Origin of the sequence: Vibrio sp. FE10 (genome assembly GCF_030297155.1) — a bacterium.
Classification (GTDB): Bacteria; Pseudomonadota; Gammaproteobacteria; order Enterobacterales; family Vibrionaceae; genus Vibrio; species Vibrio apostichopi.
On the sequence record NZ_AP028067.1, the window covers coordinates 3558360 to 3585290 of the forward strand.

The following is a 26931-nucleotide window of genomic DNA, read 5'->3' on the forward strand; positions in this document are numbered from 1 at the left end:
TTCACTATCCACTCACAAATCCGAACGTGCTAATCCGAACCTGTTAATTCAAGCTAGCTCACTCGATTCAAAACCGCTCTTAACTTGAGTGGCTTCACTGGCTTAGCAATAAAGCTGAAGCTGTTGGCCTTTATCGCAGCCAACATGTCATCGGTTCTATCAGCACTGATAATGACACCCTCAAAAGAGTCCCCAAGACGTAAACGGCATTGCTGCAACACTTCGAGTCCAGTTCGACCATTATCGAGGCGGTAATCCGAGAAAATCACATCTGGTTGCCAATCATCATCGAGACACTTCAAGCTTTCGACTAAGTCGACGGCGGTCTTAACCTCACAGCCCCAACGACCTATCAAGTTTTCCATACCAACTAAGATTTCTCGTTCATTATCGACACACAGTATTTTTAGATGTTCGATATCGCTGGTCGCCATTGGCGTAGAAGCTTGCACAACCGGAGCCACCTTTTCAGCTCTCGTTAAGGTGATGGAAAAGACGCTGCCTTCTCCCGGCCATGAACGCATCGATATTTGATGACCAAGCACATGGGCAATACCTTTGGAGATCGCTAACCCTAATCCCAAACCTTGATCGGCACGAACTTGGCTACCACGCGTAAACTCTTCGAAGATCTCTTGTTGCTTATCTTCGTCGATACCGGTTCCGTTATCCCACACATCAATTCGTACCTGACCATTCACTCGTCTCGCGCCGAGGACCACTTTTCCTTCAGGGTTATAACGGAACGCATTAGTCAAAAAGTTCTGAATCACGCGTCTTAATAACTTAGGATCCGAGTGAATAAACAGTGATGATGGGATCATCTGGAATTGGATCTTCTGCTGCGTTGCCAAAGCGCTAAATTCAGCATTCAAGTTGGTCAGCACATCATGCACGGCAATCGCGTGAATGTTGGTTTCTAATTTTCCTGACTCCAATCGAGAGATATCAAGCAAGTCGCCAATCAAGTCTTCAGCTGCACCCAACGCACTTTCGATATGAGACGAAAGCTGCTTCTCCTCTTGTTCTTTCGCCACCTCAGACAGCGACGAAGCAAATAGACGTGCGGCATTGAGCGGCTGCATCAAATCGTGACTCACCGCCGCAAGAAAACGACTCTTAGACTGTGATTCTTGGTCAGAGATTTGAGTGGCTTTAACTAAGCGTTGGTTGAGCTTTTCGAGCTCTTGAGTTCGCTCATGCACTCTCGATTCCAAACTTTCGTTGGCATCTTTTAGCGCTTGCTCTGCTTGTCTGAATACCGTGATGTCGGTAAAGCTCATAACAAACCCGCCACTCGGCATTGGGTTACCTTGCACCTCAATCACTCGGCCATCAGGACGAATACGAGATGAGGTATGTCGCGTGCCTTGTTCAAGGTGATAAACACGGCGGCGAACGTGATCTTCCGGGTCGCCAGGACCACACAAACCTTGCTGAGCATTGTGACGAATCACATCTGAAATGGGTCGGCCGACTTGAATCAAGCCAACAGGGAATTCAAACAGTTCTAAGTAACGTTGATTCCACGCCACCAGCCTCATCTGCTTATCAATTACTGCAATGCCTTGGCCTATGTGTTCAATCGCACCTTGCAACAAACCACGGCTGAAATCATACAGTTCAGAGGCTTCATCAACGATGGTCGCCACTTCCTCAAGCTGCATATTCCTGCCTTGCAAGGCGGAAGTGAGTACTAACTTAGCGGAAGAAGCACCGAAGACCCCAGCGAGCACGCGCTCTGCGTGTCGAATCAAACTCGCGGGTGCTTGTTGATTTGGAAGCAGAGGCTGACCGTGTTGCTGCCAATAACTGTGTAAGGCACTTTTCGCTCGCTTACGACCCACAAAACGTGAGGCGAGCATCTCTAATTCGGCGACCGTGACTCGATTCTGATAGAGGCTGATATTTTCATTTTCTGGCAGTGGCGTACCAACGAATGCTGCCGATTGTAAGCGCTCACTTAGGCTTGGTCGTGTCGTCATCGAGACCACGACATAACACAGGGTATTGAGTAAGATACTCATCACGATACCCCAGTTTGAACTGCTGACATCCCAACTACTCAGCAGCTCTGGCGGCGTAATAATCCAAAGCAATAAATTACTGTCGCTATCACCCGCCAACATACTAGTTTGACTCATCAGGGTGATCAGCCAAATCACTGAACCGACTAATAAGCCAACATAAACGCCCTTTCGATTGCCCAGACGCCAATACAAACCACCGATCAAGGCGGGGGCAAACTGCGCAATTGCCGCAAAGGAGAGAAAGCCGATCGCCGACAAAGAATGAATGGTATCGAGCGCCTGATAAAATGCCCAAGCACCCAGCAACAGTAATAAGATCAGCCCACGACGAATCACCAATAACAAGCCAGAAAAATGTTTATGCGTTCTTTGCGTCAAGCGCATACGGCGCAGCAACAGTGGCATCACTAAGTCATTCGATACCATGATCGCTAATGCAATTGTCGAGACAATCACCATGCCACTCGCCGCCGAGGTACCCCCAAGAAAAGCCAGCAAGGCAATATGATTAGCCCCTTCTGCCATCGGCACGCTGATCACATAGGTATCCGCCGGCATACCCGTAAGTAACCCCTGACCAGCCCACGCAATCGGTAGAACAAACAGCCCCATAAGAATGAGATAAAGAGGAAATAACCAACGAGCGGTGTGTAAATCCTGAGGTCGTTCGTTTTCAACCACCATGGTGTGGAACTGACGTGGTAGACAGACAATCGCCAACATCGTGAGAATGGTGTGAATCACTAACGTGGGAATATTGGGCGATTCATAAGTGGAAGCCGCAACATCAAGCAGGTCGATTTTATCGCTGCTCATTGCGAGGTAAATGATAAACAGACCAACAATCAAAAAGGCCGCTAACTTAACAATCGACTCAAACGCCACCGCCATCATCATGCCACGGTGATGTTCTGTGTTATCGATGTGCCGAGTACCAAACAGCATCGTAAAAATCGCTAATGCACCGACCACAAACCAAGAGACGTGATAATTCTGATATCCAAAATCTTCGGCGAGATCGGGGGCGACAATCTCCAAGCCCATCGTGATACCACGCAACTGTAGCGCAATATAAGGAAGAATACCGACCACGGCAATCACAGTGACGGCAACAGCCAAGCCCTGAGATTTTCCATAACGAGCCGCGATAAAGTCGGCAATAGAGGTGATATGTTCACGCTTCGCGATGAGGATCAGCCGAGCTAAGATCCGCCACCCCAACGTGAAAACTAAAATAGGGGCGAGGTAAATGGGTAAGAATGACCAAGGGTTATTACTGGCCTGCCCGACCGTTCCATAGAAGGTCCAAGAGGTACAATACACCGCAATAGAAAGGCTATAGATCCATGGACGCCAGCGTGATAACCAACGAACTTGCCTGTCTCCATACCACGCGATCAGAAATAACACGCCCAAGTAAGCTAAAGAGACTGGAATTACTACCCATCCTTGCATTGAAAACCCTTTCTTCATCCATAAAAAAACCTCTCCATAAGGGAGAGGTTTCATTTAACTAGGGAAGTGCGTTTAACTCAATCGCATCGCTTAAATTCTGTGCTTTGGGCTTTAATTCTGAGCATCAGATTGAGCTGAGGCTGTTTGATTGACCTCAACGACTGAACTTCTTTCATCCAGCTTAATGAACAAGGCCAATCCACCCATCGCAGCCATACCCCAGAAAATATTCGCACCCCAAAGCTCATAACCCCAACCACTTAAGGTCGTCATTAGCGCGATAAAGGCACCCAGTGGGATTGCGTTGTACAGAGCTTGCAGGGCAACCATCTTGTTCTGTTCTTCAGATTGGATGTATTGAATCGCAGCGATGTGCGCCATGACGAATGTCACGCCGTGAAGCAATTGCACAAGAATCAAAGCCGCGATCGCGGTGGTCGATGCGGTTATACCCCAGCGAGCCATCACACCTAATGCTGCTATCACGAACAGAGTACGTAACGTGATTCCAGAAAACAGTCGCTTGCTCAAAGCAAACACAGCCACTTCTGCGACAACACCTAGACTCCACAAGTAACCAATAATCGCTTCAGAGTGACCCGCCTCTTTCCAATAAATCGCACTAAAGCTGTAATAAGCTGCATGGCTACCTTGCAGCAGCGCCATCAAGGCTAAAAACTTAACCACTGACGACTCTCTTAGTAACTCACCTAATTTTGGTCGTACTGCCTGTTGCTCGGAGTGTGTCACCGGCATCACGTTAGGGTTTCTCATCGCCAACACTAATGACATCAGCACACCAGCAAACGCCGTATACAAAATCATGTCAGTCCCGAATTGCGCGACCAAATAACCAACCACAGTCGAACCGGCAATAAAGGCAATCGAACCCCATAAACGAGTACGTCCGTAGTCGAGCATATTAAGACGGCTGTAGTGGTTAGCCATTGCATCCGAAAGTGGAATGATTGGCCCATAACAGAGGTTAAACAAAACCGTTGCCAGCAACATCAATATGAAGCTGCCGCCAGTGAAGAAATGGAAGCCAACAAACAGCAGTGCCGCGAAACTCAAGCAACGCAAAGCCGGCATTAAATGCTCAACTTTATGGATACGTGGCGTAATCACGAGGTTAGCAACACAGCGCGTCGCAAAACCAATACCAATTAAGACACCAATGTCACCCGCAGAAACGCCTTGGTCTTCAAACCACAGCGCCCAGAATGGCAAATAAACGCCATAAGCAAAAAAGAAACCAAGAAAATACTGGGATATCCAGCCATAAGGGGAAGGACTAAACATAGGCGACCTATAAAAATGTGCAGAAAAAGGCAGAACCAATTATGCCTACGTCGCATACGATGAAAAAGGGAATTATTGAGGAGATAGCATTCCTGTATTCAATGAATATCGATATCCCATTTAACTGAGGTATCCGGCGCTCACCAACACCCACGATCGCATTTAGACTAAAGTCGTCTGGAGCTTCGCTAGTAATTTGTCAGACTGAAAAGAGACTCCTACTTCTTTCGATGCTTATGCCTGATAAATTTAATATGCAGCACCCGCCCTTCGATAGCCTGTCCGACACGGAGCAGTTAACACTGCGCTCTTCATTGGATGTGGTTTATTACCGAGCACACGAGGTGATATTGGAGGCAGACCGCCCAAGTCGCCATCTGCATATTCTGATTAAAGGCGCTGTTGAAGAGCGCGCGAGCAGCGATGGAGAGATCTACGCACACTATGCCAATGACGATATATTCGATGTACGCAGTCAGTTTGAGCCTCACACCAAACACCAATATATCGCGCTTGAAGATACGTTAAGTTATCTACTGCCAACCGATATCTTTCTCGATCTTTACCACGCCAATGGCCAGTTTGCCGCTTACTTTGATAGCAACCTTTCGACACGAAAAGCGCTGATAGAAGCCGCTCAACAGCAACAGAATCTTGCCGAGTTCATACTGACCAAAGTGGACGAGTCGATCTATCACCCGCCACTGATACTGGAACCCGGCCAACCTATCAACCAAGTTACTCAAACCCTTAAAGAACAAGGGTTGGACTCGGCCTTGGTTCATTTAGAACATGATGATCCAAAAGCTTTTGGATCATCATGTTCCTTTCCGTATGGAATCGTCACAAGAACCAATTTATTGCACGCGGTGATGCTCGATAATCATCCGCTCGATACCGCGGTTGGCGAGATAGCAACGTTCCCGGTACTGCACGTTAATCAAGGGGACTTCTTGTTTAACGCCATGATCACCATGACCCGAAATCGCGTAAAAAGGCTGATGGTTTGTGATGGTCCAAATGCTGTTGGTATGGTGGATATGACGCAGATTTTGAGTGCATTCTCTACTCATTCTCACGTTCTTACTTTGCGTATTGCGCGAGCCACCAGCATTGAAGAGCTGGCATTAGCCTCCAATAAACAACGTCAACTGGTCGAAAGCCTACTCAGCAACGGTATTCGTACACGATTCATCATGGAGCTAATTTCGGCCGTAAATGAACAGATTATAGAGAAAGCGTTTGAGTTGGTTATCCCACCTGCATTGCATAATCATTGCTGCCTGATCGTATTGGGATCTGAAGGCCGAGGAGAACAAATCCTTAAAACCGACCAAGATAATGCGCTGATTATTCAAGATGGTTTGGAGTGGCACCAATGCCAGAGCGCCATGAACGACCTAACTCATACATTGCAGCAATTGGGCTATCCACTCTGCCCGGGCAACGTGATGGTCAACAATCCGAAATGGGTGCATTCAGAGCAAGAGTGGAAACAAACGCTCACCCGTTGGGTAAAAAAAGCAACGCCCGATACCGTGATGGATATTGCCATCATGGCGGATGCACATGCCGTTGCGGGTAACAGAGAACTATTAAATCCGGTCAAACAACACCTGAGTGATTTGATGCTAGGACAAGAATTGATTCTGACTGAATTCTGCCGCCCTGCTCTTAACTTTTCAGTTCCCCTCACCCTGTTTGGTAATGTGAAAAAATCCAAGTCAGGGCTCGATATCAAACAAGGTGGTATTTTCCCGATTGTGCACGGTGTGAGAGCACTTTGTCTTGAGCATGGTGTGACGGTGAACAACACCTTTGAGCGTATTGAACAGCTGGTTAACAAGAAAGTGTTAGAGCAAAGTACCGCGGACAACCTCAATGGAGCACTCAAACAGTTCTTTAAGTGGCGCTTGGCACAAAGGCTCTCACAGCAACACAGCAGCAATAAAATCGACGTCAAACTGATGGAACGGGCTGACCGAGACTTACTTCGTCATAGCCTGCATGTGGTCAAGAAGTTCAAGCAATGGCTTGGCTACCATTATCAGATAAGGGATTAGACGACTGAACGATGAATAGATTGGTTCGTTATTACTGGCATCACAAACTCAAAGGCTCTCCTTATCAGCCTCTGTTTGCGGCGCCTGTTGATCACGAATACGTATCTCTTGATTGTGAAACCACCAGCCTCGACCCCAATCAGGCCGAACTGGTCACCATTGCCGCGACCAAGATCATCGGTAACCGAATCATTACCAGCCAACCTTTTGAAGTCCGGCTACGAGCCCCTCAATCGCTCGATTGCAATTCAATCAAAATTCATCGCATTCGCCATCAAGATCTAAAACACGGTATTGAAGAAAAACAGGCCTTAATCGAACTGCTCGACTTCATTGGTAATCGTCCTTTAGTCGGTTACCACATCCGCTATGACAAGAAAATTCTCGACCGCGCCTGTTTAAAACAACTCGGATTCCCACTGCCTAACCGATTAGTCGAAGTGAGCCTGCTCTATCAAGACAAACTCGAAAGACAGCTTCCCAATGCCTACTTCGATCTCAGTATGGACGCCATCTGCCGCCAGCTGGATTTACCGATCCCAGTCAATAAACATGATGCATTACAAGATGCTATCTCCGCTGCGCTGATCTTTGTTCGCCTTAAACACGGTGATTTACCTCGTTTCAACTCTTCTTATTCTTAATTCAACCATTGCCTCTCTACATAGAGAGCAATATCGCAAAAATGAACTTAACTCGCTATTTTGTAAGTGAAAAGCGGCGTCTCATCCTAAAGTCTAATTGTGGAAATCGCCGTCCTAGCCGAGAGTGATAGCACAACGACGGTCCTGTAATAGACTTAGAAACTGAACACAAAGGAAGTTGCCAGTTCATTAAGAATGTAGGCACAAGGAGAGATGCAATGAGTGAAGCCCACGTTTATCCGGTAAAAGAAAGTATTAAATCAACCACACACGCGGATAATGACACTTACCTAGCCATGTACCAACAATCTGTTTCTGACCCTGAAGGCTTTTGGGGTGAACACGGAAAAATCGTTGATTGGATTAAGCCTTTCACACAAGTAAAAAATACCTCTTTCGACCCTGGCCACATTGATATTCGCTGGTTTGAAGATGGCACGCTTAACGTTTCGGCTAACTGTATCGACCGTCACCTTGCTGAACGCGGTGGTGAAGTCGCAATCATCTGGGAAGGTGATGACCCTGCCGATGATAAAACTCTAACTTTTAATGAACTACACAAAGAAGTGTGCCTGTTTTCAAATGCTCTGAAAGAGCAAGGCGTACGTAAAGGTGATGTGGTTTGTTTATACATGCCAATGGTTCCAGAAGCTGCAGTTGCGATGCTGGCATGTACCCGTATCGGCGCGGTTCACACAGTGGTATTCGGTGGTTTCTCACCTGAAGCACTTTCTGGTCGTATTATCGATTCAAATTCTAAAGTCGTTATCACTGCCGATGAAGGCGTGCGTGGCGGCCGCGCTGTTCCACTGAAGAAGAATGTCGATGAAGCACTCACTAACCCTGAAGTGAAGAACATCGAGAAGGTTGTGGTATTCAAGCGTACTGGTGGTGATGTTGCTTGGCACGAACACCGTGATGTATGGTGGCATGATGCTATCGCAAACGTATCAGCTGATTGCCCACCTGAAGAGATGAATGCAGAAGATCCACTATTCATTCTTTATACATCAGGCTCAACAGGTAAACCTAAGGGTGTAATGCACACCACAGGTGGTTACCTTGTTTATGCAGCTATGACCTTCAAATACGTATTCGACTACCAAGAAGGCGAAACCTTCTGGTGTACTGCGGATGTGGGTTGGATTACTGGTCACACTTACCTTGTTTATGGACCGCTTGCTAATGGTGCGAAAACCATTCTGTTTGAAGGCGTGCCGAATTACCCGAACACCAGCCGCATGAGTGAAGTGGTCGATAAGCACAAAGTTAATATTCTTTATACTGCGCCAACGGCTATTCGTGCATTGATGGCGAAAGGCAATGAAGCGGTTGAAGGGACTTCTCGTGACAGCCTAAGAGTCATGGGCTCGGTAGGTGAACCTATCAACCCAGAAGCGTGGGAGTGGTACTACAAAACAATTGGTAACGAGCAGTCTCCAATTGTCGATACATGGTGGCAAACAGAAACGGGCGGCATCTTAATCGCTCCACTACCGGGCGCAACAGACCTAAAACCGGGTTCAGCGACTCGTCCATTCTTCGGTGTGCAACCCGCGCTTGTCGACAACATGGGCAACATCATTGAGGGTGCAACAGACGGCAACCTTGTGATTCTTGACTCTTGGCCGGGACAAATGCGTACCGTACATGGCGATCATGACCGTTTTGAGCAGACTTACTTCTCTACCTTTAAAGGCATGTACTTCACTAGTGATGGTGCTCGTCGTGATGAAGACGGTTACTACTGGATTACGGGTCGTGTCGATGACGTGCTTAACGTATCAGGTCACCGTATGGGTACCGCTGAGATTGAATCGGCGCTAGTGGCGTTCGATAAAATTGCAGAGGCAGCGATTGTGGGTATTCCTCATGATATTAAAGGCCAAGCAATTTACGCTTATATCACGCTTAATGATGGTGAGTTCCCAACCGCAGAGCTTCATAAAGAAGTGAAAGACTGGGTACGTAAAGAGATTGGCCCAATCGCAACACCAGACGTTTTGCATTGGACAGACTCTCTGCCGAAAACTCGTTCGGGTAAAATCATGCGTCGTATCTTACGTAAGATTGCCACAGGCGATACTGGCAACCTAGGCGATACGTCGACACTGGCAGACCCAAGCGTGGTCGATAAACTGATTGCAGAGAAAGCTGAACTGGCATAAGCAACCCGTCACACTAGCTAATCACTGTTTAAAACAGCCATTAATAAACCGTCACCTATGTGGCGGTTTTTTTATGGCTGATCTTGATCTCAAATATCTTCGATAAAATTAAGGCAATCGCGGTTTTTTGTTAAGTTGATAACAATTTCATGCCGTACTTATAGGAGATTAGACCAGTAAATTGCTGCGATTTGCGCTGAATTAGCTATAATCTGGTTCTAATTTTTAAATTTGGGTTTTTCTTACTGGAAATTAACCCCAAATTTTCAATAAAATGGCAACATTCACATTCGTAAACACGATAAAGGAAGATAGCCCCACAATGTCTACAAAGTTTCGCATTCTAGTTTTAAATGGCCCAAACCTTAACCTGTTAGGCCTTAGAGAGCCTGCACACTACGGTTCTCAAACACTTGACCAGATTATTAGCTCTTTGACCGAGCAAGCGAAAACACAAGATGTTGAGCTGTCTCACTTACAGTCAAATCGTGAGTATGAACTGATTGAAGCTATCCATAGTGCTTATCAAAATGTTGATTTCATTATTATCAACCCAGCGGCCTTTACACATACCAGTGTGGCGTTGCGTGATGCACTACTTGGTGTTGCTATCCCATTTATTGAGGTTCATCTATCGAATGTTCACGCACGTGAACCATTCCGTCACCACTCTTACCTATCTGATAAAGCAGAAGGTGTGATTTGTGGCTTAGGTGCCCAAGGTTATCAATTTGCTTTGACGGCTGCGCTCAACAAGCTCAACGCAAAGTAAATAAAAACAACGAACTATTACTAACCTACTCAGTCAAAGAGTAAGTTCAATCAACAGATAAAGAGAAAGAAACAATGGATATTCGCAAAATCAAAAAGCTAATCGAATTGGTTGAAGAGTCTGGTATTTCTGAGCTAGAGATCTCTGAAGGTGAAGAGTCAGTACGAATCAGTCGTAACAGCCCTGTATCTGCAGCGCCTATTCAATATGCAGCGGCTCCAGCTCCAGTAGCGGCAGCAACACCTGCGGCGGCACCTGTAGCAGCAGAAGCAGCAGCTCCTGCGGTTCCAGCTGGTCACCAAGTTCTTTCTCCAATGGTTGGTACTTTCTACGGCGCTCCAAGCCCAGATGCAAAACCATTCGTTAAAGTTGGTCAATCTGTAACTGCTGGCGAAACTCTATGTATCGTTGAAGCAATGAAAATGATGAACCAAATCGAAGCTGATAAGTCTGGTGTTGTAACAGCAATCCTAGTTGAAGACGGTCAACCAGTAGAATTCGACCAAGCTCTAGTAATTATCGAATAATAGAGAGCACTCATTATGTTAGATAAATTAGTAATCGCAAACCGTGGTGAAATTGCACTGCGTATTCTGCGAGCATGTAAAGAGCTTGGCATCAAAACGGTAGCGGTTCACTCAACTGCTGACCGTGATCTTAAGCACGTACTTCTTGCTGACGAAACCATTTGTATTGGTCCAGCTCGCGGTATCGATAGCTACCTGAACATCCCTCGTATCATCAGCGCAGCTGAAGTTACTGGTGCAGTCGCTATTCACCCAGGCTACGGCTTCCTATCTGAAAATGCAGACTTTGCAGAACAGGTAGAGCGCAGTGGTTTTATCTTCGTTGGCCCTAAAGCTGAAACCATTCGCATGATGGGTGACAAAGTGTCAGCTATCACGTCAATGAAAAAAGCTGGCGTACCTTGTGTACCAGGTTCTGACGGTCCTCTTGATGACGATGAAGTGAAAAACAAAGCGCACGCTAAGCGCATTGGCTTCCCTGTAATCATCAAGGCATCTGGCGGCGGCGGCGGTCGTGGTATGCGTGTTGTTCGTACTGAAAAAGAACTAACAGAAGCTATCGCGATGACTCGTGCTGAAGCAAAAGCATGTTTCAACAACGACATGGTTTACATGGAGAAATTCCTAGAAAACCCACGTCACATTGAAGTACAAGTGCTTGCAGATGGCCAAGGTAATGCTATCCACCTAGGTGAGCGTGACTGTTCAATGCAGCGTCGTCACCAGAAAGTTGTGGAAGAAGCTCCAGCACCAGGTATCACTGAAGAAATGCGTAAATACATCGGCGACCGTTGTACTCGTGCATGTCTTGAGATTGGTTACCGCGGCGCAGGTACATTTGAATTCCTATACGAGAACGGTGAGTTCTACTTCATCGAAATGAACACTCGTATCCAGGTTGAGCACACGATTACTGAAATGGTAACGGGCATCGACCTAGTGAAAGAGCAACTTCGCATTGCTGCTGGTCAGCCTCTATCATTCACACAGGATGATATTAAACTGCGTGGCCACTCAATCGAATGTCGTATCAATGCTGAAGATCCAGTTCGCTTCCTACCTTCACCAGGTAAGATTGAACGTTTCCACGCACCAGGCGGCATGGGTGTTCGTTGGGAATCTCATATCTACACGGGCTACACAGTGCCACCGCATTACGATTCAATGATCGGCAAGCTGATCACTTACGGTGAGAACCGTGACGTAGCGATTGCACGTATGAAGAACGCACTAGCAGAAATGATTGTTGAAGGTATCAACGTCAATACTGAGCTGCAATTAGCGATTATGAACGACGAAAACTTCCAACACGGTGGTGCAAACATCCACTACCTTGAGAAGAAGCTTGGTCTGCAATAGAAGCTTGGCCTGCAACAGAAGCTAGTCTTCCGTAATACGTTCTCTGTAGAACAGTAATAAATGCTCACTTCGGTGGGCATTTTTGTTTTTAAACACTCGCAAAAATCAATCGATAATCCCTCTTATAATCCGCGGTGTTTTGGTGAATTTGCTCATATTTTCTGCTAGACTCCCCATCCAATTTTTCTCATATAGAAGATGCAGCCATGCCTTGGATTCAAATCAAGCTTAATGCGACCAATGAAAATGCCGAACAAATCGGCGACATGTTAATGGAAGAGACTGGTGCTCTTTCTGTAACTTTCCTGGATGCACAAGATACCCCTGTATTTGAGCCTCTGCCGGGTGAAACTCGCCTTTGGGGTGATACTGACATTCTCGCGCTATACGACGCTGAGATTGATACTGGTGTCGTTCTAGCGCAGATTAAAGCAAGCAACATGTTCCCTGCAGACTTTGCTCATAAAATCGAACAGATTGAAGACAAGGATTGGGAACGTGAATGGATGGATAACTTCCACCCAATGAAGTTTGGTGAGCGTCTTTGGATCTGCCCGAGCTGGCGTGATATCCCAGAACCTGACGCTGTGAACGTCATGTTAGACCCTGGTCTTGCATTTGGTACTGGTACTCACCCAACAACGGCGTTGTGTCTTGAATGGCTTGAAGGCTTAGACCTTACAGGCAAAACCGTGATCGACTTCGGTTGTGGTTCAGGCATTCTTGCGATCGCTGCGATCAAACTGGGTGCTGCAAAAGTTATCGGGATCGACATTGATCCTCAAGCTCTGCTTGCTTCAAAAGACAACGCACAACGCAATGGTGTTGCTGAGCAGTTAGAGGTGTTCCTACCTCAAGACCAACCTGAAGGTCTGATTGCTGACGTTGTTGTTGCTAACATCCTTGCAGGTCCTTTACGCGACCTTTCAGGCATCATCAAAGGCCTAATTAAGCCAACTGGCGTGCTTGCGATGTCGGGTGTTTTGGATACACAAGCAGAAGATGTTGCGACTTATTATCGTGATGAGCTTCACATTGATCCAATCATTGAACAACAAGAATGGTGTCGAATCTCTGGTCGCAAGCAAGGCTAGACAAGACTTTGGGCGCTAATTGACTGAATTTTAAGCAAATTACAAAAACAAATTGTAAATGCTCAAATATTAGTCTTTTCACGCAGCGAAAAAATGCGTAAAATGCGCGCCCTTGCTGGTACAGAACTGTGATGACATTTTTTGAAAATCGGAAATTATCAACTTAAGAACAATCTAATCGTCGCTCCTATGGCTGGCGTAACGGATAGACCATTCCGTGAGTTGTGTCTTCGTTACGGTGCGGGGATGGCAGTCAGTGAAATGATGTCCTCCAATCCGAAAGTTTGGAAAACGTCAAAGTCTCAGCAGCGTATGGTACATGAAGGCGAATCGGGCATTCGTTCAGTACAAATCGCTGGTGCAGATCCACAGCTTATGGCCGAGGCTGCTCAATTCAATGTTGCTAACGGTGCGCAAATCATCGATATCAATATGGGTTGTCCAGCCAAAAAAGTGAATAAAAAGCTTGCGGGCTCAGCCCTACTTCAGCATCCAGAACTCATTGAAGATATTCTGAAGGCTGTGGTAAATGCTGTCGACGTTCCAGTAACGTTGAAAACGCGCACAGGCTGGGATACAGACAATAGAAACTGTGTCCAAATCGCTAAAATAGCCGAAGACTGCGGCATACAAGCTCTTGCCCTTCACGGGAGAACTCGCGCTTGTATGTACAAAGGTGAGGCAGAATACAAACACATTAAAGCAGCAAAACAAGCAGTATCTATTCCGGTTATCGCTAACGGTGATATCGATAGCCCGGAAAAAGCTAAGTTTGTGCTGGAGTACACTGGCGCTGATGCTTTAATGATAGGTCGACCTGCCCAAGGACGCCCTTGGATTTTTAACGAAATCCTACACTATTTGGAAAACGGCACCACGATGGACCCGCTCCCGACTTCGGAAGTGAAAGACATCATGCTTGGCCATGTGAACGCTCTACATGAATTTTATGGCGAGTTTTTAGGCCCCCGCATTGCTCGTAAGCATGTGGGTTGGTATCTAAAAGAACATGAACAAGCGAGTGAGTTTCGCCGTACCTTCAACGCATTCGAAGCAGGTGATCTGCAGCTTGAAGCGCTAGAAGGTTTTTTTGATAACGTTGCACCATAATTACGAGAAGAGCTAGACCGAATATGTTCGAACAAAATCTGACTTCAGAAGCATTGACAGTAACTACAGTTACATCACAAGACCAAATCACGCAGAAGCCTCTACGTGACTCAGTTAAAGCATCATTGAAAAATTACCTTGCTCAATTAAACGGTCAAGAAGTCAGCGAGTTATACGAATTAGTATTAGCTGAAGTTGAACAGCCACTACTAGACACTATCATGCAGTACACTCGCGGTAACCAAACTCGCGCAGCAACCATGATGGGTATTAACCGCGGTACTCTTCGCAAGAAACTTAAAAAATACGGCATGAACTAATCGTTCTTTCGTAATTAATTGAATTGAAAGCCAAGCTCATTTATTGAGTTTGGCTTTTTTTTGCTTTTTTGGGGCCTATTTATTATGTCGCTGAACAAGCCTGTCTGGTTGAATAACAAGGTTGTAAGGCAATAAATAATAAGGCTGTAAGACAGCAAAGCAACATACCCAACGAATGCAAATCAGCTGCTATCGACTTGCTTAGCTACAACAACGTCCCTTCTCAAGGTTTGCTGAGTCCAAGGCAGCCAGAATCGAACAATGGCTCGCATCGTCATCTATGTGACCACAGCAGGCATCATTAATCTTCTTGAGTGCCGTTCGAATCTTAGTAAGCTCCGTTATCTTTTCATCAATCATTTCTAACTTAGAAGAAGTAATCGACTTCACTTCAGCACAACTGTGTTGAGTCGCTTCAAGGCGAATCTCTAACAATTCTTTGATTTCATCTAAACTCAGCCCTAACTCTTTAGATTTGAGAATAAACGTCACCTGCTTTTGGTTATTTTCATCATACAGACGATAACCTGACTCACTGCGACTAGCTGGTGCAATCAGGTTATTCTTCTCATAAAAACGCAAGGTATCGGCTGTCACACCGCATCTTTTCGCCAATTCGCCAATCTGAAACATGCTTTTTCCTATTCTTTCATCCATTCCACTATTAACCTTGTTGTTACTTTTCAGGCTGAAATGGCACTTTTCATAATTAATTTTGAGATGCCAAACGATTGCGCGAGCTTTTTTGTAATAAATTAGTTAGAATCTGCGCCATCAAATTTGGAGTTGGTTATCTTATAGCTTGATTATAAGAACACCCAAAAGGTCTTTACCAAAACTGGCCAATATTTTATCTCTTACTGGTATCTAAGATACTCCACGCTGAGAAGATAGAAACAAGTTCTTTTTTGGCAAATATCTTTATTTTAACCCCATGAATTTGAGGAAGATGGAAGCATGAATAACGCTCGTCCAATTCGCCGCGCTCTCATCAGCGTATCAGACAAAACTGGTATCGTTGAATTTGCACAAGCTCTTGCTAACCGTGGTGTAGATATCCTATCTACCGGTGGCACTGCTCGCCTGCTTGCTGAAAAAGGCATCTCTGTAACAGAAGTATCTGACTACACTGGCTTCCCAGAAATGATGGATGGCCGTGTTAAGACTCTGCACCCGAAAGTTCATGGTGGTGTTCTAGGCCGTCGTGGCCAAGATGATGACGTGATGGAAACTCACGGTATCAACCCTATCGATATGGTTGTTGTAAACCTATACCCATTCGCAGAAACCGTTGCTAAAGAAGGTTGTACCCTTGCTGACGCTGTTGAGAACATCGACATCGGTGGTCCTACAATGGTTCGCTCTGCTGCGAAAAATCACAAAGACGTGACTATCGTTGTAAACGCACACGACTACGAGCGTGTTGTGGCTGAAATGGACGCGAACGAGAAATCTCTAACACTAGAGACTCGCTTCGACCTCGCTATCGCCGCATTCGAGCACACGGCTTCTTACGACGGCATGATCGCAAACTACTTCGGCACTATGGTTCCATCTTACGGTGAGAACAAAGAAGGTGATGAAGAGAGCAAATTCCCTCGCACGTTCAACCAACAGTTCGAGAAGAAGCAAGACATGCGCTACGGTGAAAACAGCCACCAAGCAGCAGCATTTTACGTTGAAGCAAACCCTGAAGAAGCGTCTGTATCTACAGCTCGTCAAATCCAAGGTAAAGCACTTTCTTACAACAACATCGCTGATACTGACGCAGCACTCGAGTGTGTGAAAGAGTTCGACCAGCCAGCATGTGTGATCGTTAAGCACGCTAACCCATGTGGTGTAGCACTAGGTGAAGACATCCTAGAAGCTTACGACCGTGCATTCAAAACAGACCCAACGTCTGCATTTGGCGGCATCATCGCATTCAACCGTGAACTAGACGCTGCAACAGCAACGGCTATCACTGAGCGTCAATTCGTTGAAGTTATCATTGCACCTTCTGTTTCTGCTGAAGCAGTAGCAATCGTCGCAGCTAAGAAAAACCTTCGCCTACTTGAGTGTGGCGAATGGACGACTAAGACAACAGGCTTTGACGTGAAACGCGTTAACGGCGGCCTGCTAGTTCAAGACCGCGACCAAGGCATGGTTTCTGAAGATGACCTTAAAGTCGTTTCTAAGCGCCAACCTACTGCTGAAGAGCTGAAAGATGCATTGTTCTGCTGGAAAGTAGCGAAGTACGTTAAGTCTAACGCGATCGTTTACTCGAAAGGTGACATGACGGTTGGTGTGGGCGCAGGCCAAATGAGCCGCGTTTACTCTGCAAAAATCGCAGGCATCAAAGCGGCAGACGAAGGTCTACAGGTTGAAGGTTGTGTGATGGCATCAGATGCATTCTTCCCATTCCGTGACGGTATCGACGCGGCAGCAGAAGCGGGCATCAAGTGTGTTATCCAACCGGGCGGCTCTATGCGTGATGACGAAGTTATCGCAGCAGCAGACGAACACGGCATGGCGATGATCTTTACGGGCATGCGTCACTTCCGCCACTAATATTTAGTTCACCTAAACAATTAGTAGCTATCGAGCCTCTCAATTTTGAGGGGCTTTTAAGAATTAAAGACTTAAGGATTGAAACATGAACGTATTAATCATCGGTGCTGGCGGTAGAGAACACGCTTTGGGTTGGAAAGCTGCACAAAACCCAAATGTTGAAACGGTATTCATCGCTCCAGGTAACGCAGGTACTGCACTTGAGCCAAAACTTGAGAACGTAAACATCGGTGTTGAAGACATCGCAGGTTTAGTGGCGTTTGCTCAAGAGAAAAAAATCGAACTGACTATCGTTGGTCCTGAAGCACCATTGGTTATTGGTGTAGTTGATGCATTCCGCGAAGTTGGCCTACCAATCTTTGGCCCAACTCAAGCGGCGGCACAACTGGAAGGCTCTAAAGCCTTCACCAAAGACTTCCTAGCTCGTCATGAGATCCCAACAGGTTACTACTCAAACTTCACTGAGATTGAGCCAGCTATCGCTTACGTTCGCGAGCAAGGCGCTCCAATCGTAGTAAAAGCTGACGGCCTTGCAGCAGGTAAAGGCGTTATCGTTGCGATGACCCTTGAAGAAGCTGAAGATGCAATCAAAGACATGCTAGCAGGCAACGCATTTGGCGAAGCAGGCAGCCGCGTAGTGATCGAAGAATTCCTTGAAGGCGAAGAAGCAAGCTTCATCGTAATGGTTGACGGTTCTAGCGTGCTTCCTATGGCCACCAGCCAAGATCACAAACGTGTTGGCGACAAAGATACAGGCCCTAATACAGGCGGCATGGGTGCTTACTCTCCTGCACCAGTGGTAACTCCAGAAATCCACAACCGTATCCTTGAAGAAGTTATCTACCCAACGGTACGTGGTATGGATGCAGAAGGCGCACCTTACACAGGTTTCCTTTACGCTGGTCTAATGATCGATGCGGACGGCACACCTAAAGTTATCGAATACAACTGCCGCTTCGGCGACCCAGAAACGCAACCTATTATGATGCGTATGGAGTCGGATCTTGTTGAGCTTTGCCTAATGGCTATCGACGAGAAACTCGACGAAGCAGAATCTAAGTGGGATCCACGCGCTTCTATCGGTGTTGTTCTTGCGGCTGGCGGTTACCCTGCTGACTACGCAAAAGGTGATGTGATTTCACTGCCGACAAACGAAGTTGAAGGCCAAAAGGTTTTCCACGCGGGTACCACAAATAACGAAGCTGGCGACGTTGTGACAAACGGCGGCCGCGTGCTATGTGCAACCGCACTGGGTAACACGGTTTCTGAAGCTCAGGAGCGCGCTTACGCGTTAACTAAGCAAGTTAGCTGGAATGGTATGTTCCACCGCAATGACATTGGTTACCGTGCGATTGCGCGCGAGCAAGAGCAGTAACCTCTCTCGAGCAACCTATCTCTAACTCATTACAGTTAGCTGAATCAAAAAAGGCGCCTAGGGCGCCTTTTTAATATTTAAAATTCATTATGTTCGCTTATAAAGCATTTGGCCTATCGTAGGTCAAATGCTCTTTACTCACTGAGGAGTGATGGCCTTTGAATGCATTGATGGTTTTCATCGGCTAATACCAACAACTCCGCGACCGACACCTTACGTAGCGATACCTTGCCAACAAGAGCACCATAACTCTCTACTGAAGCAAGACGATTGACAACGATTCTTGGTAAGGTCTTGTTAAACTCAAAGTACTCGAATTGATCGCCTGAACACGTCTCAAATATCTCACCGTTCCAATAACCCTGAAGAAGTTCCAATCCTTCATCATTTTGCTTCTCTGTGATATCGAGAACCGAAAGCGCCTGCTTTTGATAGTTTTCCAGCTGCTCTGATTGAAGTGGCAAGATTTTGCTACCGATACGGTATTGTTGATACACGGCCTCGCCAGACTGATTAAAGCGTACATGAACACGATAAGGTGCTAACGCTTGTGAATCGTCACGTAGCTCGCCTTCACGAATAAATTCACGCAGTACACCATCAGACCAAGCATAGTCGGTTTTGTACCAGCCATAGTCGCCCATTGTGACGTAGTCAGCAGAAGTGTGTGGTTGTGTTAGCTTGTTGGTGACCCAGAAGAAACTTGTCGCGTCGCCCATGACTTGGCCGCCGGTATAGGTTTCAAATTGCTCTAGGTTTTTGCCGGGGCTTGTTGAAGAACAGCCGATAAGAAATGTAGATAACAGTGAAACGAGAAGAAATGCTTTTTTCATAAAACCTGTACCGAGGTGAGAGTAAAACTACCTCGGTACAGTTTAGATTATTTCACTGAATCTTTCAGCGCTTTACCTGCAACAAATGCTGGAACATTTGCAGCAGCGATTTGGATCTCATCACCAGTTTTTGGGTTACGACCAGTGCGAGCTGCACGGTGGTTTACTTTAAAAGTACCAAAACCAATTAGCTGAACTTGATCGCCATCTTTAAGAGTCTCAGTCACGCCGCCAAGAGTTGCTTCTAGAGCCGCTTTAGCTTGTGCTTTCGAAAGGTCCGCTTTTTCAGCAATAAAGTCGATTAATTGAGTCTTGTTCATTTTAGGTTTCCCTTCTTAGTATTTTCGAATTCAATTAACTCTAAAACATAAATGCCCTATCTGGCAAAGGTTTGTCGTCGATCTTTAGCTCTAATGCCGTAGTTTTAGCCATAATATGAGTAATAACTCACAATTTGTTACTGATTTTATTGAGTAAGCCCTTGTTTAAAAGGGGCTGAGAGTGAAATTAATGATGACCTAGTCACTACTTATTCTCTATAATCCACCTTGAATCGCTGACAAAGCGTACAATTTAATTTAAGGGCAAACATGCTGCTGCTAACTATTTACGTCTCCATTGCTATTGGAGTTTCTTTCATTTGTTCTGTTTTGGAAGCTGTACTTTTGAGTATTAGTCCGAGCTACATTGCTCAACTAAAACAAAATGGGCACCCTGCAGCCGCGTCTTTAGACAAACTGAAAACAGATATTGATCGCCCGCTCGCGTCAATTTTAACGCTCAACACCATCGCACATACTATTGGTGCGGCAACCGCAGGTGCACAAGCTGCTGTTGTTTTTGGTAGCCAATGGCTAGGTGTATTCTCTGCCGTGCTCACACTGGGCATTCTGGTGTTGTCTGAGATTGTTCCAAAAACGATTGGTGCGACCTACTGGCGTCAACTTGCTCCAGCATCGTCAACGGTACTGCGTTGGATGGTGTTCTTCCTAACTCCATTTGTTTGGTTCTCAGAGCAAATTACTAAACGTCTAGCTCGTGGTCACCAAGCACCTAAGATGCGTGACGAACTATCAGCGATGGCTATTTTGGCCAAAGAGAGTGGCGAGTTCGCGGAAGGCGAATCAAAAATCCTAAGCAACTTATTAGGCATTCAAGACGTGCCGGTTACCCAAGTCATGACACCGCGCCCGGTTGTATTCCGTGTAGATGCAGAGATGAGCGTCAATGTGTTCCTTGAGAAACACAAAGACACGCCGTTCTCACGTCCATTGGTCTACAGCGAGCAAAGTGACAATATCATTGGTTTTGTTCACCGTCTGGAGCTGTTTAGATTGCAACAAGCGGGTTGCGGCGAAAAAGCGTTAGGCGAAGTCATGCGCCCTATCCACGTATTATTAAACAACATGGGCCTAGCTAAAGCCTTTGACCAAATGATGGCCAATCGCCTGCAATTATCTTTGGTTGTTGATGAATACGGCACAATTCAGGGCATCATCACCCTAGAAGATATTTTTGAGCATTTAGTTGGCGAAGAGATCGTTGATGAAGCGGACAAGACCACAGACATGCAAGAACTGGCGTTTCAGCGTTGGGAAAAATGGAAAGAGACACACGGTGTTATCGAAAACCGCGATGAAGAGGACGAGCTAGAGAAAGAAACTCCAGCAGGCAACGAAGCCTCAGATTCAAAATCAACGGATGACGACGCATCAAAAGATAATGCATCCAAAGACAAAGCTCAGAACTAAAAGCTAAAAGCTAAGAAACAAAAAAAGACGCTTAATCAAAATTTGAGAGCGTCAGATACAACAAAGGCTCCCTAGGGAGCCTTTATTTTTAATTCTATTCGCTACAACTCAACATCCGTTATAACGCAACACCAATGTTGCTCACTGGGTCTTCACGCAGTTCATGACGTAGATCTTTAATCAGTTCAAGGTCGCGCTCTGTCGTTTCACGAAGTGGTCGGAAGATCGCCCATTGAACGTCCCACTCTTCACACACCGCTTCATTTTCTTTCTGGTTTTCATTCGTGACTTCTTCAGCACCTTGAGCAAATTCAAGCTCTGCAACCGTCTTAACCGACTGTTGGCTCACTTTAATTACCGATTCAAGCATGTGCTCACGATCAAGCAGGCCGTGTATTAACGTTGCTAAGCCTTGGCATGCGTCCATTGCTGGATAAACACCATAAAAATCAAAATCATCACCGCTAGGGAATAGCTCTTCTACTTTCTCAAGTTGACGCTCAAAGTTCACCTTTGCCGTTTTAACCGTTAGGATTTCCCAAATGCTATCCAAAACATCACGATAGATTCGAGCTTCCGCAAATTCTGTATTCTCACAAAACATGGCATAGTTAGGATACATACGCTCACATAGACACGCCATAAAGGTAATTTGTTGCCAAGGTTCTAACTTTTCAAGACGAACCTGCAATGGATTCTGAAGCATAGTCACTCAATAATTGCAGAAAAAGACAGCGAAAGTGTACTTGATAAACCCTGGGGGGAAAAGATAAGCCGATGAACAATTTTACGAATAAGCTCTATATTCTTACCGAGCATGACGATACTTACACGCAACTGATTGTAAACCGAGATTTACCTGACCTAGAAATCACCACAAACCCCGAGTTAGCGGAGATCGTCTTGGCCTCTCCTCCCCTCATAGCAGAGCGTCTTGATGAGTTTAAGCATCTAGATTGGGTGCAAAGTATCTATGCAGGGATCAACAAATTAACCCAGCCGACTTTGCGTCAGGACTACACACTGACCAACGTCAAAGGCATCTTCGGCCCTGCCATTGCCGAATACGTATTGGGTTACACAATCAGCCACTTTAGACACTTCACTCATTACCACCAGCAGCAACAACAGCGAAACTGGCAGCCGCAGCTTTATACCAGCCTAACCGACAAAACCATGGTAATTTTGGGAACAGGGTCAATTGGCAGCCATTTAGCGAAAACCGCTTCTGCGTTTGGTATCCATACCATTGGAGTCAACCGAACAGGTATCCCATCAAAACAAGAAACCTTTAAAGACACCTTCCACATTAATGAATTAGAAGCGGCGCTCAAACAAGCGGATATTGTAGTGAACACACTGCCATCAACGGATGAGACCTACCAACTGCTGAATCAAACCACCTTAAGCTACTGCTCTAACGCATTGCTGTTTAATGTGGGCCGTGGGGAAAGCATAGACAATAAAGCGTTACTGCTTGCGATTAAGAATAAATGGGTTGAACACGCTTTCTTGGATGTCTTTGAATGCGAGCCTCTTACGCAAGAACACCCGTTTTGGAAATTACCGCAAGTCACCATCACCCCTCACATTGCGGCTCTAAGTGAGCCGAGACAGGTCGTGGAGATCTTCGCCAGTAATTACCAACAATGGCGAGATGGCTTTACACTTAATCACATCATTGATTTTGATAAAGGCTACTGATGTTCTCATCCCTGCTCACCGAGATACGACAATGCACCGCTTGTGAACCCCATTTATCACACGGTGCAAACCCAGTGATTCAGGCACACCCAAACGCGCGCTTGTTAATCATAGGGCAAGCACCCGGTATCAAGGTTCATGAATCATCTATCCCTTGGAATGATGCCAGTGGCGAGCGATTAAGAGAATGGTTAGGGATGGATAGCGATACGTTTTATGACGAGCAAAAAGTCGCGATTGTCCCAATGGGTTTTTGCTATCCAGGAAAGGGCAAAAGTGGCGATCTACCGCCACGAAAAGAGTGCGCCGCGCTATGGCACCAAAAAGTGCTGCAATCATTGCCCAACATTCAAATGACCTTGCTGATTGGTCAGTATGCGCAAAACTATTATCTAAAAGATAAAGCCACCAGCACACTCACTGAAACAGTGCGTAACTGGCAGGCTTGGGCTCCAGAAATTTTGCCACTTCCCCACCCTTCACCACGTAATAACATCTGGCTCAAAAAGAACCCATGGTTCGAAAGTGAAGTCATTCCCTATATCAGGAAGCACGTATCAAAGCATTTGGCCTACCATGATCCAAATACCTAATTAGCTGCACATCAATGATGATTAAGCCGATATTGGATGCGGATAAAAGGTAATAAAAAAGCGCTGCCGATTTCTCGACAGCGCTTTTTCTAAAAACACATACTGAATTACTTATGGTATGGCTTAGATAGGTCGTGAACTGCGTCCACAAATACACCAGCATTTTCTGGTGGCACATCTAGGTGAATACCATGGCCAAGGTTAAATACGTGGCCAGTACCGCCGTCACCGAAACCTTCAAGGATAGTGCCGACTTCTTCACGAATACGCTCAGGTTGTGCGTAAAGTACTGATGGATCCATGTTGCCTTGTAGAGCCACTTTATCGCCAATACGTGCTTTTGCATCAGCAATATTGATTGTCCAGTCTAGGCCAACTGCATCACAGCCAGTCGCTGCGATAGATTCTAGCCACATGCCACCGTTCTTAGTGAACAGAGTAACCGGCACACGGCGACCTTCGTTTTCACGGATTAGGCCATCGACAATTTTGTGCATGTACTGCAGTGAGAACAGGTTGTAGTCACGCGGAGTAAGTACACCACCCCATGTGTCGAATACCATTACAGATTGTGCACCCGCTTTAATTTGCGCGTTCAGATATTCAATAACAGTGTCAGCAAGCTTATCTAGAAGTAAGTGCAGTGTTTGTGGTTCTGCATACATCATCTTCTTGATCTTAGTAAACGCCTTCGAGCTGCTGCCTTCAACCATGTAAGTTGCCAGTGTCCAAGGGCTACCAGAGAAACCAATCAGTGGCACTTCGCCTTTCAGATCTTTACGGATCTGACGAACGGCATTCATTACGTATTGAAGCTCGCCTTCTGGATCAGGTAGGCCAATCTTCTCTACGTCAGCTTTACAAGTAATCGGACGCTCAAATTTAGGGCCTTCACCTGTTTCGAAGTACAAACCTAAACCCATCGCATCTGGGATAGTTAGGATGTCAGAGAACAAGATTGCCGCATCAAGAGGGAAACGACGCAAAGGTTGAAGTGTTACTTCTGATGCTAGTTCCGCGTTCTTGCACAAAGACATGAAATCGCCTGCTTCTGCACGCGTTGCTTTGTATTCAGGAAGATAGCGACCCGCTTGGCGCATCATCCATACTGGAGTGCAATCAACAGGCTGCTTTAAAAGTGCGCGTAAATAGCGATCATTTTTTAATTCGGTCATTCCGTTCAATTCCAATTCAATCTTGTCTAGTTTTGATGGCAAGTATTCTAACACTGATTGAGGGGTAAAAGCTGTGTGCTTTGCAACCTAGATCAAGTTATTAACTTTTAAATCAATGCTTAATTTGCACCCAATTGCAGGCGCATGTTAAAAATTTGTTCGCTAGCGAAAATTACAATTATAACATCTGAGTAGTCACTACTCAGCATCTCATAACGACATCTTACTTACCCCCTCCACTTGTGGAGGGTTTTTTTTAGCTTTTGACCACCTATAGGCCAAATACCATCACAGGCCAATTAGTGCTCGAGCGCCTGCTCCGTCATTTCATCTTTCATCACATCATCGACTGTTTTATCAATCAATTGTCTCGCAATGGTGCCAACTGGAGCGACATCCGGCAGGCTTGTTACATCAAACCATTGGGCATCCGACAGTTCACTGTAATCTGGTTTGAGCATTCCACCAGCATAGTCAGCGAGAAAGGCCATCATCATACTCGATGGAAACGCCCATGGCTGACTACCAAAGTAACGAATATTACTCACATCGATACCCGTTTCTTCTTTGACTTCTCGCGCCACACACTGCTCTAAGGTTTCTCCAACCTCTAGGAAGCCCGCTATCACGGTATACATGCCTGTTTTATGTCTTGGGTGCTGCGCAAGCAATATCGTGTTGTCGTTTCGCACAGCGACAATGATGCATGGGAAGATACGAGGGTAATGAAGAGTTCGACAGTCGCCACACTGCATCGCAACCTGATTATGATTCAGGTGATTGCGACCGCCGCACTGTGGACAAAAACGCATACTTTGAGTCATGTGGCCGTACTGGATAGCCTTACTTGCCATAAGAAAATTCGATTCAGACCAGTGCAATAACTCACGTAAGTTGACCATGGTCAGTTCACTCTCGACATCGCAGTCGTTGAGCCAATAGACCTGACGACCTTGATGCTGACCAATACAGATAGCGTGTTCAACACTCAGCCCTAGCTCTTCAGCCGAGCCATAAGGAAACTGATCATTATTAACCCAAATATCACTACCAGAAACGACGCACCAGTAAGCTTGCTCTGTCATTTTTGTATCACTTTTTTTTATCATCCCTATGCCTCATTGCTTGCAGTTCGTTCATTTTACTGGCAATCTAATTTCATACTAGAGTTGTAGCAGAGAATATTTCAAGCTATTACTTTTAGTAGTTACCAATAAACGGACCTTGCTTAGGCAATTACCATGATCACAAGGTTGTGATCAGATCATGAGGACATGGTCATGCTAAATAAATTCAAACAAATACAAGAACAATGGGGTGGCTCTAATGAGGTCATCGATCATTGGCTCGAAACTCGACAGTCTCTAATCGTTGAGTATTGTAAGCTTGCCGCTCTACAGCCTTCATCGTCGAAAGCAACGGCAATCACCGAACTACCTTCTCCAGAAGCGCTCCAAAAATTCAGCCAACATCTTGTTGATTACATCTCCGAAGGTCATTTCAAAATCTATGACATGGTGATGGACAAGTGGCAGTCTACTGGCTTCAAAGCAACAGACGAAATTAACCAATCTTATGGTCATATCGTCCTTACCACAGAACCACTGCTTAACTTTACCGATAAGTACGCCGCCATCGAAGCCAACGACGCATTAGAAAGCTTTGACAGTGATTTATCTTTGATTGGTGAGATTATTGAGGCGAGGTTTGAGGTTGAAGATCAACTGATACAGCAAATTGCCGATAGCCTAGCGGTTCCGCCAGGAGCATAGTTGGCTAACTATCTTGTAAGCTTGCCTCTGTGCAAGCTTTTTGTTTTGTCTAAAAATCACAAGCATCATCTACCTCCAGAAGCCTAGGGCTTGATAGCATTCAACACATTGATACTCTCTTATCGCTATCTATCCGCACACATTACTGCACCTCAGCAACCTACACACCCAGCTTTCGTTTCTCTATATAAATCCGTAGAGGCAGCAACGTCCTTAGCTCTATTACCCCTGAAATGAAACACATAACTCACTTGAAACTTGTACCAAAGACACAAGTCTGCCCCTGCAAGATTAATCCGACTTAAGCCAAACGACAGATACAAAAAAGGCACCC

Annotated in this window: 23 protein-coding genes; 15 read left to right on the forward strand and 8 right to left on the reverse strand. The window is 45.8% G+C overall.

Annotated elements, in window-relative coordinates; genetic code table 11:
• Positions 1 to 53: 53 nt before the first annotated feature.
• Positions 54 to 3485: a hybrid sensor histidine kinase/response regulator gene (locus QUF19_RS15995; RefSeq protein ID WP_286294956.1), complete on the reverse strand. Its 3432-nt coding sequence runs from the start codon at positions 3483 to 3485 to the stop codon at positions 54 to 56.
• A 111-nt stretch (positions 3486 to 3596) separates the two neighbouring features.
• Entirely contained in the window at positions 3597 to 4787 is a 1191-nt protein-coding gene (locus QUF19_RS16000) for a 3-phenylpropionate MFS transporter (protein ID WP_286294957.1), read from the reverse strand.
• A 230-nt stretch (positions 4788 to 5017) separates the two neighbouring features.
• Here QUF19_RS16000 and QUF19_RS16005 point away from each other — a divergent pair, with 230 nt between their 5' ends.
• The 9 genes from QUF19_RS16005 to fis all read left to right on the forward strand — a co-directional run bounded on the left by QUF19_RS16005 (position 5018) and on the right by fis (position 14844).
• Complete coding sequence (locus QUF19_RS16005; protein WP_286294959.1) at positions 5018 to 6850, forward strand: DUF294 nucleotidyltransferase-like domain-containing protein; 1833 nt, start codon at positions 5018 to 5020, stop codon at positions 6848 to 6850.
• 11 nt (positions 6851 to 6861) lie between these two features.
• Positions 6862 to 7494, forward strand: coding sequence for a 3'-5' exonuclease (locus QUF19_RS16010; RefSeq protein WP_286294960.1), 633 nt, complete (start codon positions 6862 to 6864; stop codon positions 7492 to 7494).
• 218 nt (positions 7495 to 7712) lie between these two features.
• Positions 7713 to 9662 carry an acetate--CoA ligase gene (acs, locus tag QUF19_RS16015; protein ID WP_286294961.1) on the forward strand — a complete coding sequence of 650 codons (1950 nt, stop codon included), beginning with the start codon at positions 7713 to 7715 and terminating at the stop codon, positions 9660 to 9662.
• 322 nt (positions 9663 to 9984) lie between these two features.
• Complete coding sequence (aroQ, locus tag QUF19_RS16020) at positions 9985 to 10434, forward strand: type II 3-dehydroquinate dehydratase (RefSeq protein ID WP_004729735.1); 450 nt, start codon at positions 9985 to 9987, stop codon at positions 10432 to 10434.
• A 74-nt stretch (positions 10435 to 10508) separates the two neighbouring features.
• Positions 10509 to 10961 carry an acetyl-CoA carboxylase biotin carboxyl carrier protein gene (gene accB / locus QUF19_RS16025; RefSeq protein WP_286294963.1) on the forward strand — a complete coding sequence of 151 codons (453 nt, stop codon included), beginning with the start codon at positions 10509 to 10511 and terminating at the stop codon, positions 10959 to 10961.
• A 15-nt stretch (positions 10962 to 10976) separates the two neighbouring features.
• Entirely contained in the window at positions 10977 to 12320 is a 1344-nt protein-coding gene (gene accC, locus QUF19_RS16030; protein WP_065104157.1) for an acetyl-CoA carboxylase biotin carboxylase subunit, read from the forward strand.
• Positions 12321 to 12526: 206 nt separating this feature from the next.
• A complete protein-coding gene (gene prmA, locus QUF19_RS16035; RefSeq protein WP_102340142.1) occupies positions 12527 to 13414 on the forward strand; it encodes a 50S ribosomal protein L11 methyltransferase in 888 nt (295 codons plus the stop codon).
• Between the two features lie 141 nt (positions 13415 to 13555).
• Positions 13556 to 14524 carry a tRNA dihydrouridine synthase DusB gene (dusB, locus tag QUF19_RS16040; protein ID WP_017104592.1) on the forward strand — a complete coding sequence of 323 codons (969 nt, stop codon included), beginning with the start codon at positions 13556 to 13558 and terminating at the stop codon, positions 14522 to 14524.
• A gap of 23 nt (positions 14525 to 14547) precedes the next feature.
• Positions 14548 to 14844 carry a DNA-binding transcriptional regulator Fis gene (gene fis / locus QUF19_RS16045; protein ID WP_004729744.1) on the forward strand — a complete coding sequence of 99 codons (297 nt, stop codon included), beginning with the start codon at positions 14548 to 14550 and terminating at the stop codon, positions 14842 to 14844.
• A 201-nt stretch (positions 14845 to 15045) separates the two neighbouring features.
• Here the strand turns inward: fis and zntR are convergent, their stop codons facing one another.
• On the reverse strand, positions 15046 to 15477 hold the full coding sequence (zntR, locus tag QUF19_RS16050; protein WP_029223214.1) for a Zn(2+)-responsive transcriptional regulator: 432 nt from the start codon (positions 15475 to 15477) through the stop codon (positions 15046 to 15048).
• A gap of 324 nt (positions 15478 to 15801) precedes the next feature.
• Here zntR and purH point away from each other — a divergent pair, with 324 nt between their 5' ends.
• Positions 15802 to 17394, forward strand: a complete 1593-nt coding sequence (gene purH / locus QUF19_RS16055; protein WP_065104159.1) for a bifunctional phosphoribosylaminoimidazolecarboxamide formyltransferase/IMP cyclohydrolase — start codon at positions 15802 to 15804, stop codon at positions 17392 to 17394.
• A gap of 85 nt (positions 17395 to 17479) precedes the next feature.
• Positions 17480 to 18769 (forward strand): phosphoribosylamine--glycine ligase, encoded by a 1290-nt coding sequence (gene purD / locus QUF19_RS16060; RefSeq protein WP_065113617.1) that lies wholly within the window; start codon positions 17480 to 17482, stop codon positions 18767 to 18769.
• A 134-nt stretch (positions 18770 to 18903) separates the two neighbouring features.
• On the opposite strand, the gene QUF19_RS16065 is transcribed toward purD, so the two are convergent.
• Both QUF19_RS16065 and hupA read right to left on the reverse strand, forming a co-directional pair.
• Positions 18904 to 19602: a DUF1481 domain-containing protein gene (locus QUF19_RS16065; protein WP_286294977.1), complete on the reverse strand. Its 699-nt coding sequence runs from the start codon at positions 19600 to 19602 to the stop codon at positions 18904 to 18906.
• Between the two features lie 47 nt (positions 19603 to 19649).
• A complete protein-coding gene (hupA, locus tag QUF19_RS16070; RefSeq protein ID WP_017108607.1) occupies positions 19650 to 19922 on the reverse strand; it encodes a nucleoid-associated protein HU-alpha in 273 nt (90 codons plus the stop codon).
• Between the two features lie 270 nt (positions 19923 to 20192).
• On the opposite strand from hupA, the gene QUF19_RS16075 reads away from it, so the two are divergent.
• On the forward strand, positions 20193 to 21353 hold the full coding sequence (locus tag QUF19_RS16075; RefSeq protein ID WP_286294979.1) for a CNNM domain-containing protein: 1161 nt from the start codon (positions 20193 to 20195) through the stop codon (positions 21351 to 21353).
• Positions 21354 to 21471: 118 nt separating this feature from the next.
• On the opposite strand, the gene QUF19_RS16080 is transcribed toward QUF19_RS16075, so the two are convergent.
• The gene (locus QUF19_RS16080; protein WP_029223215.1) at positions 21472 to 22059 is read right to left on the reverse strand and encodes a YjaG family protein; all 588 of its coding nucleotides are present in this window, start codon (positions 22057 to 22059) and stop codon (positions 21472 to 21474) included.
• A 71-nt stretch (positions 22060 to 22130) separates the two neighbouring features.
• Between QUF19_RS16080 and QUF19_RS16085 the strand changes: the two genes are divergently transcribed.
• Together QUF19_RS16085 and QUF19_RS16090 are read left to right on the forward strand one after the other, a co-directional pair.
• Positions 22131 to 23057: a D-2-hydroxyacid dehydrogenase gene (locus QUF19_RS16085; protein ID WP_286294983.1), complete on the forward strand. Its 927-nt coding sequence runs from the start codon at positions 22131 to 22133 to the stop codon at positions 23055 to 23057.
• The gene (locus QUF19_RS16090) at positions 23057 to 23650 is read left to right on the forward strand and encodes a uracil-DNA glycosylase family protein (RefSeq protein ID WP_286294985.1); all 594 of its coding nucleotides are present in this window, start codon (positions 23057 to 23059) and stop codon (positions 23648 to 23650) included. The genes QUF19_RS16085 and QUF19_RS16090 overlap by 1 nt, the downstream gene beginning before the upstream one ends.
• A gap of 107 nt (positions 23651 to 23757) precedes the next feature.
• Here QUF19_RS16090 and hemE read toward each other — a convergent pair whose 3' ends face one another.
• Together hemE and nudC are read right to left on the reverse strand one after the other, a co-directional pair.
• Entirely contained in the window at positions 23758 to 24825 is a 1068-nt protein-coding gene (gene hemE / locus QUF19_RS16095; protein WP_029223216.1) for a uroporphyrinogen decarboxylase, read from the reverse strand.
• A 299-nt stretch (positions 24826 to 25124) separates the two neighbouring features.
• Positions 25125 to 25934 carry an NAD(+) diphosphatase gene (gene nudC, locus QUF19_RS16100; RefSeq protein WP_286294989.1) on the reverse strand — a complete coding sequence of 270 codons (810 nt, stop codon included), beginning with the start codon at positions 25932 to 25934 and terminating at the stop codon, positions 25125 to 25127.
• Positions 25935 to 26099: 165 nt separating this feature from the next.
• Here nudC and rsd point away from each other — a divergent pair, with 165 nt between their 5' ends.
• On the forward strand, positions 26100 to 26597 hold the full coding sequence (rsd, locus tag QUF19_RS16105) for a sigma D regulator (protein ID WP_286294990.1): 498 nt from the start codon (positions 26100 to 26102) through the stop codon (positions 26595 to 26597).
• The last annotated feature ends 334 nt before the right edge of the window (positions 26598 to 26931 follow it).

Bases quoted from the DNA above. Each gene is read 5' to 3' on its own strand.
- QUF19_RS16085 (WP_286294983.1), top strand. From the start codon at position 22,131: ATGAACAATTTTACGAATAAGCTCTATATTCTTACCGAGCATGACGAT.
- QUF19_RS16005 (WP_286294959.1), top strand. From the start codon at position 5,018: ATGCTTATGCCTGATAAATTTAATATGCAGCACCCGCCCTTCGATAGC.
- QUF19_RS16000 (WP_286294957.1), bottom strand. From the start codon at position 4,787: ATGTTTAGTCCTTCCCCTTATGGCTGGATATCCCAGTATTTTCTTGGT.
- accC (WP_065104157.1), top strand. From the start codon at position 10,977: ATGTTAGATAAATTAGTAATCGCAAACCGTGGTGAAATTGCACTGCGT.
- QUF19_RS16090 (WP_286294985.1), top strand. From the start codon at position 23,057: ATGTTCTCATCCCTGCTCACCGAGATACGACAATGCACCGCTTGTGAA.
- nudC (WP_286294989.1), bottom strand. From the start codon at position 25,934: ATGATAAAAAAAAGTGATACAAAAATGACAGAGCAAGCTTACTGGTGC.
- hupA (WP_017108607.1), bottom strand. From the start codon at position 19,922: ATGAACAAGACTCAATTAATCGACTTTATTGCTGAAAAAGCGGACCTT.
- purH (WP_065104159.1), top strand. From the start codon at position 15,802: ATGAATAACGCTCGTCCAATTCGCCGCGCTCTCATCAGCGTATCAGAC.
- QUF19_RS15995 (WP_286294956.1), bottom strand. From the start codon at position 3,485: ATGCAAGGATGGGTAGTAATTCCAGTCTCTTTAGCTTACTTGGGCGTG.
- accB (WP_286294963.1), top strand. From the start codon at position 10,509: ATGGATATTCGCAAAATCAAAAAGCTAATCGAATTGGTTGAAGAGTCT.
- QUF19_RS16010 (WP_286294960.1), top strand. From the start codon at position 6,862: ATGAATAGATTGGTTCGTTATTACTGGCATCACAAACTCAAAGGCTCT.
- zntR (WP_029223214.1), bottom strand. From the start codon at position 15,477: ATGTTTCAGATTGGCGAATTGGCGAAAAGATGCGGTGTGACAGCCGAT.
- purD (WP_065113617.1), top strand. From the start codon at position 17,480: ATGAACGTATTAATCATCGGTGCTGGCGGTAGAGAACACGCTTTGGGT.
- acs (WP_286294961.1), top strand. From the start codon at position 7,713: ATGAGTGAAGCCCACGTTTATCCGGTAAAAGAAAGTATTAAATCAACC.
- QUF19_RS16080 (WP_029223215.1), bottom strand. From the start codon at position 22,059: ATGCTTCAGAATCCATTGCAGGTTCGTCTTGAAAAGTTAGAACCTTGG.
- hemE (WP_029223216.1), bottom strand. From the start codon at position 24,825: ATGACCGAATTAAAAAATGATCGCTATTTACGCGCACTTTTAAAGCAG.
- rsd (WP_286294990.1), top strand. From the start codon at position 26,100: ATGGTCATGCTAAATAAATTCAAACAAATACAAGAACAATGGGGTGGC.
- QUF19_RS16065 (WP_286294977.1), bottom strand. From the start codon at position 19,602: ATGAAAAAAGCATTTCTTCTCGTTTCACTGTTATCTACATTTCTTATC.
- aroQ (WP_004729735.1), top strand. From the start codon at position 9,985: ATGTCTACAAAGTTTCGCATTCTAGTTTTAAATGGCCCAAACCTTAAC.
- QUF19_RS16075 (WP_286294979.1), top strand. From the start codon at position 20,193: ATGCTGCTGCTAACTATTTACGTCTCCATTGCTATTGGAGTTTCTTTC.
- fis (WP_004729744.1), top strand. From the start codon at position 14,548: ATGTTCGAACAAAATCTGACTTCAGAAGCATTGACAGTAACTACAGTT.
- prmA (WP_102340142.1), top strand. From the start codon at position 12,527: ATGCCTTGGATTCAAATCAAGCTTAATGCGACCAATGAAAATGCCGAA.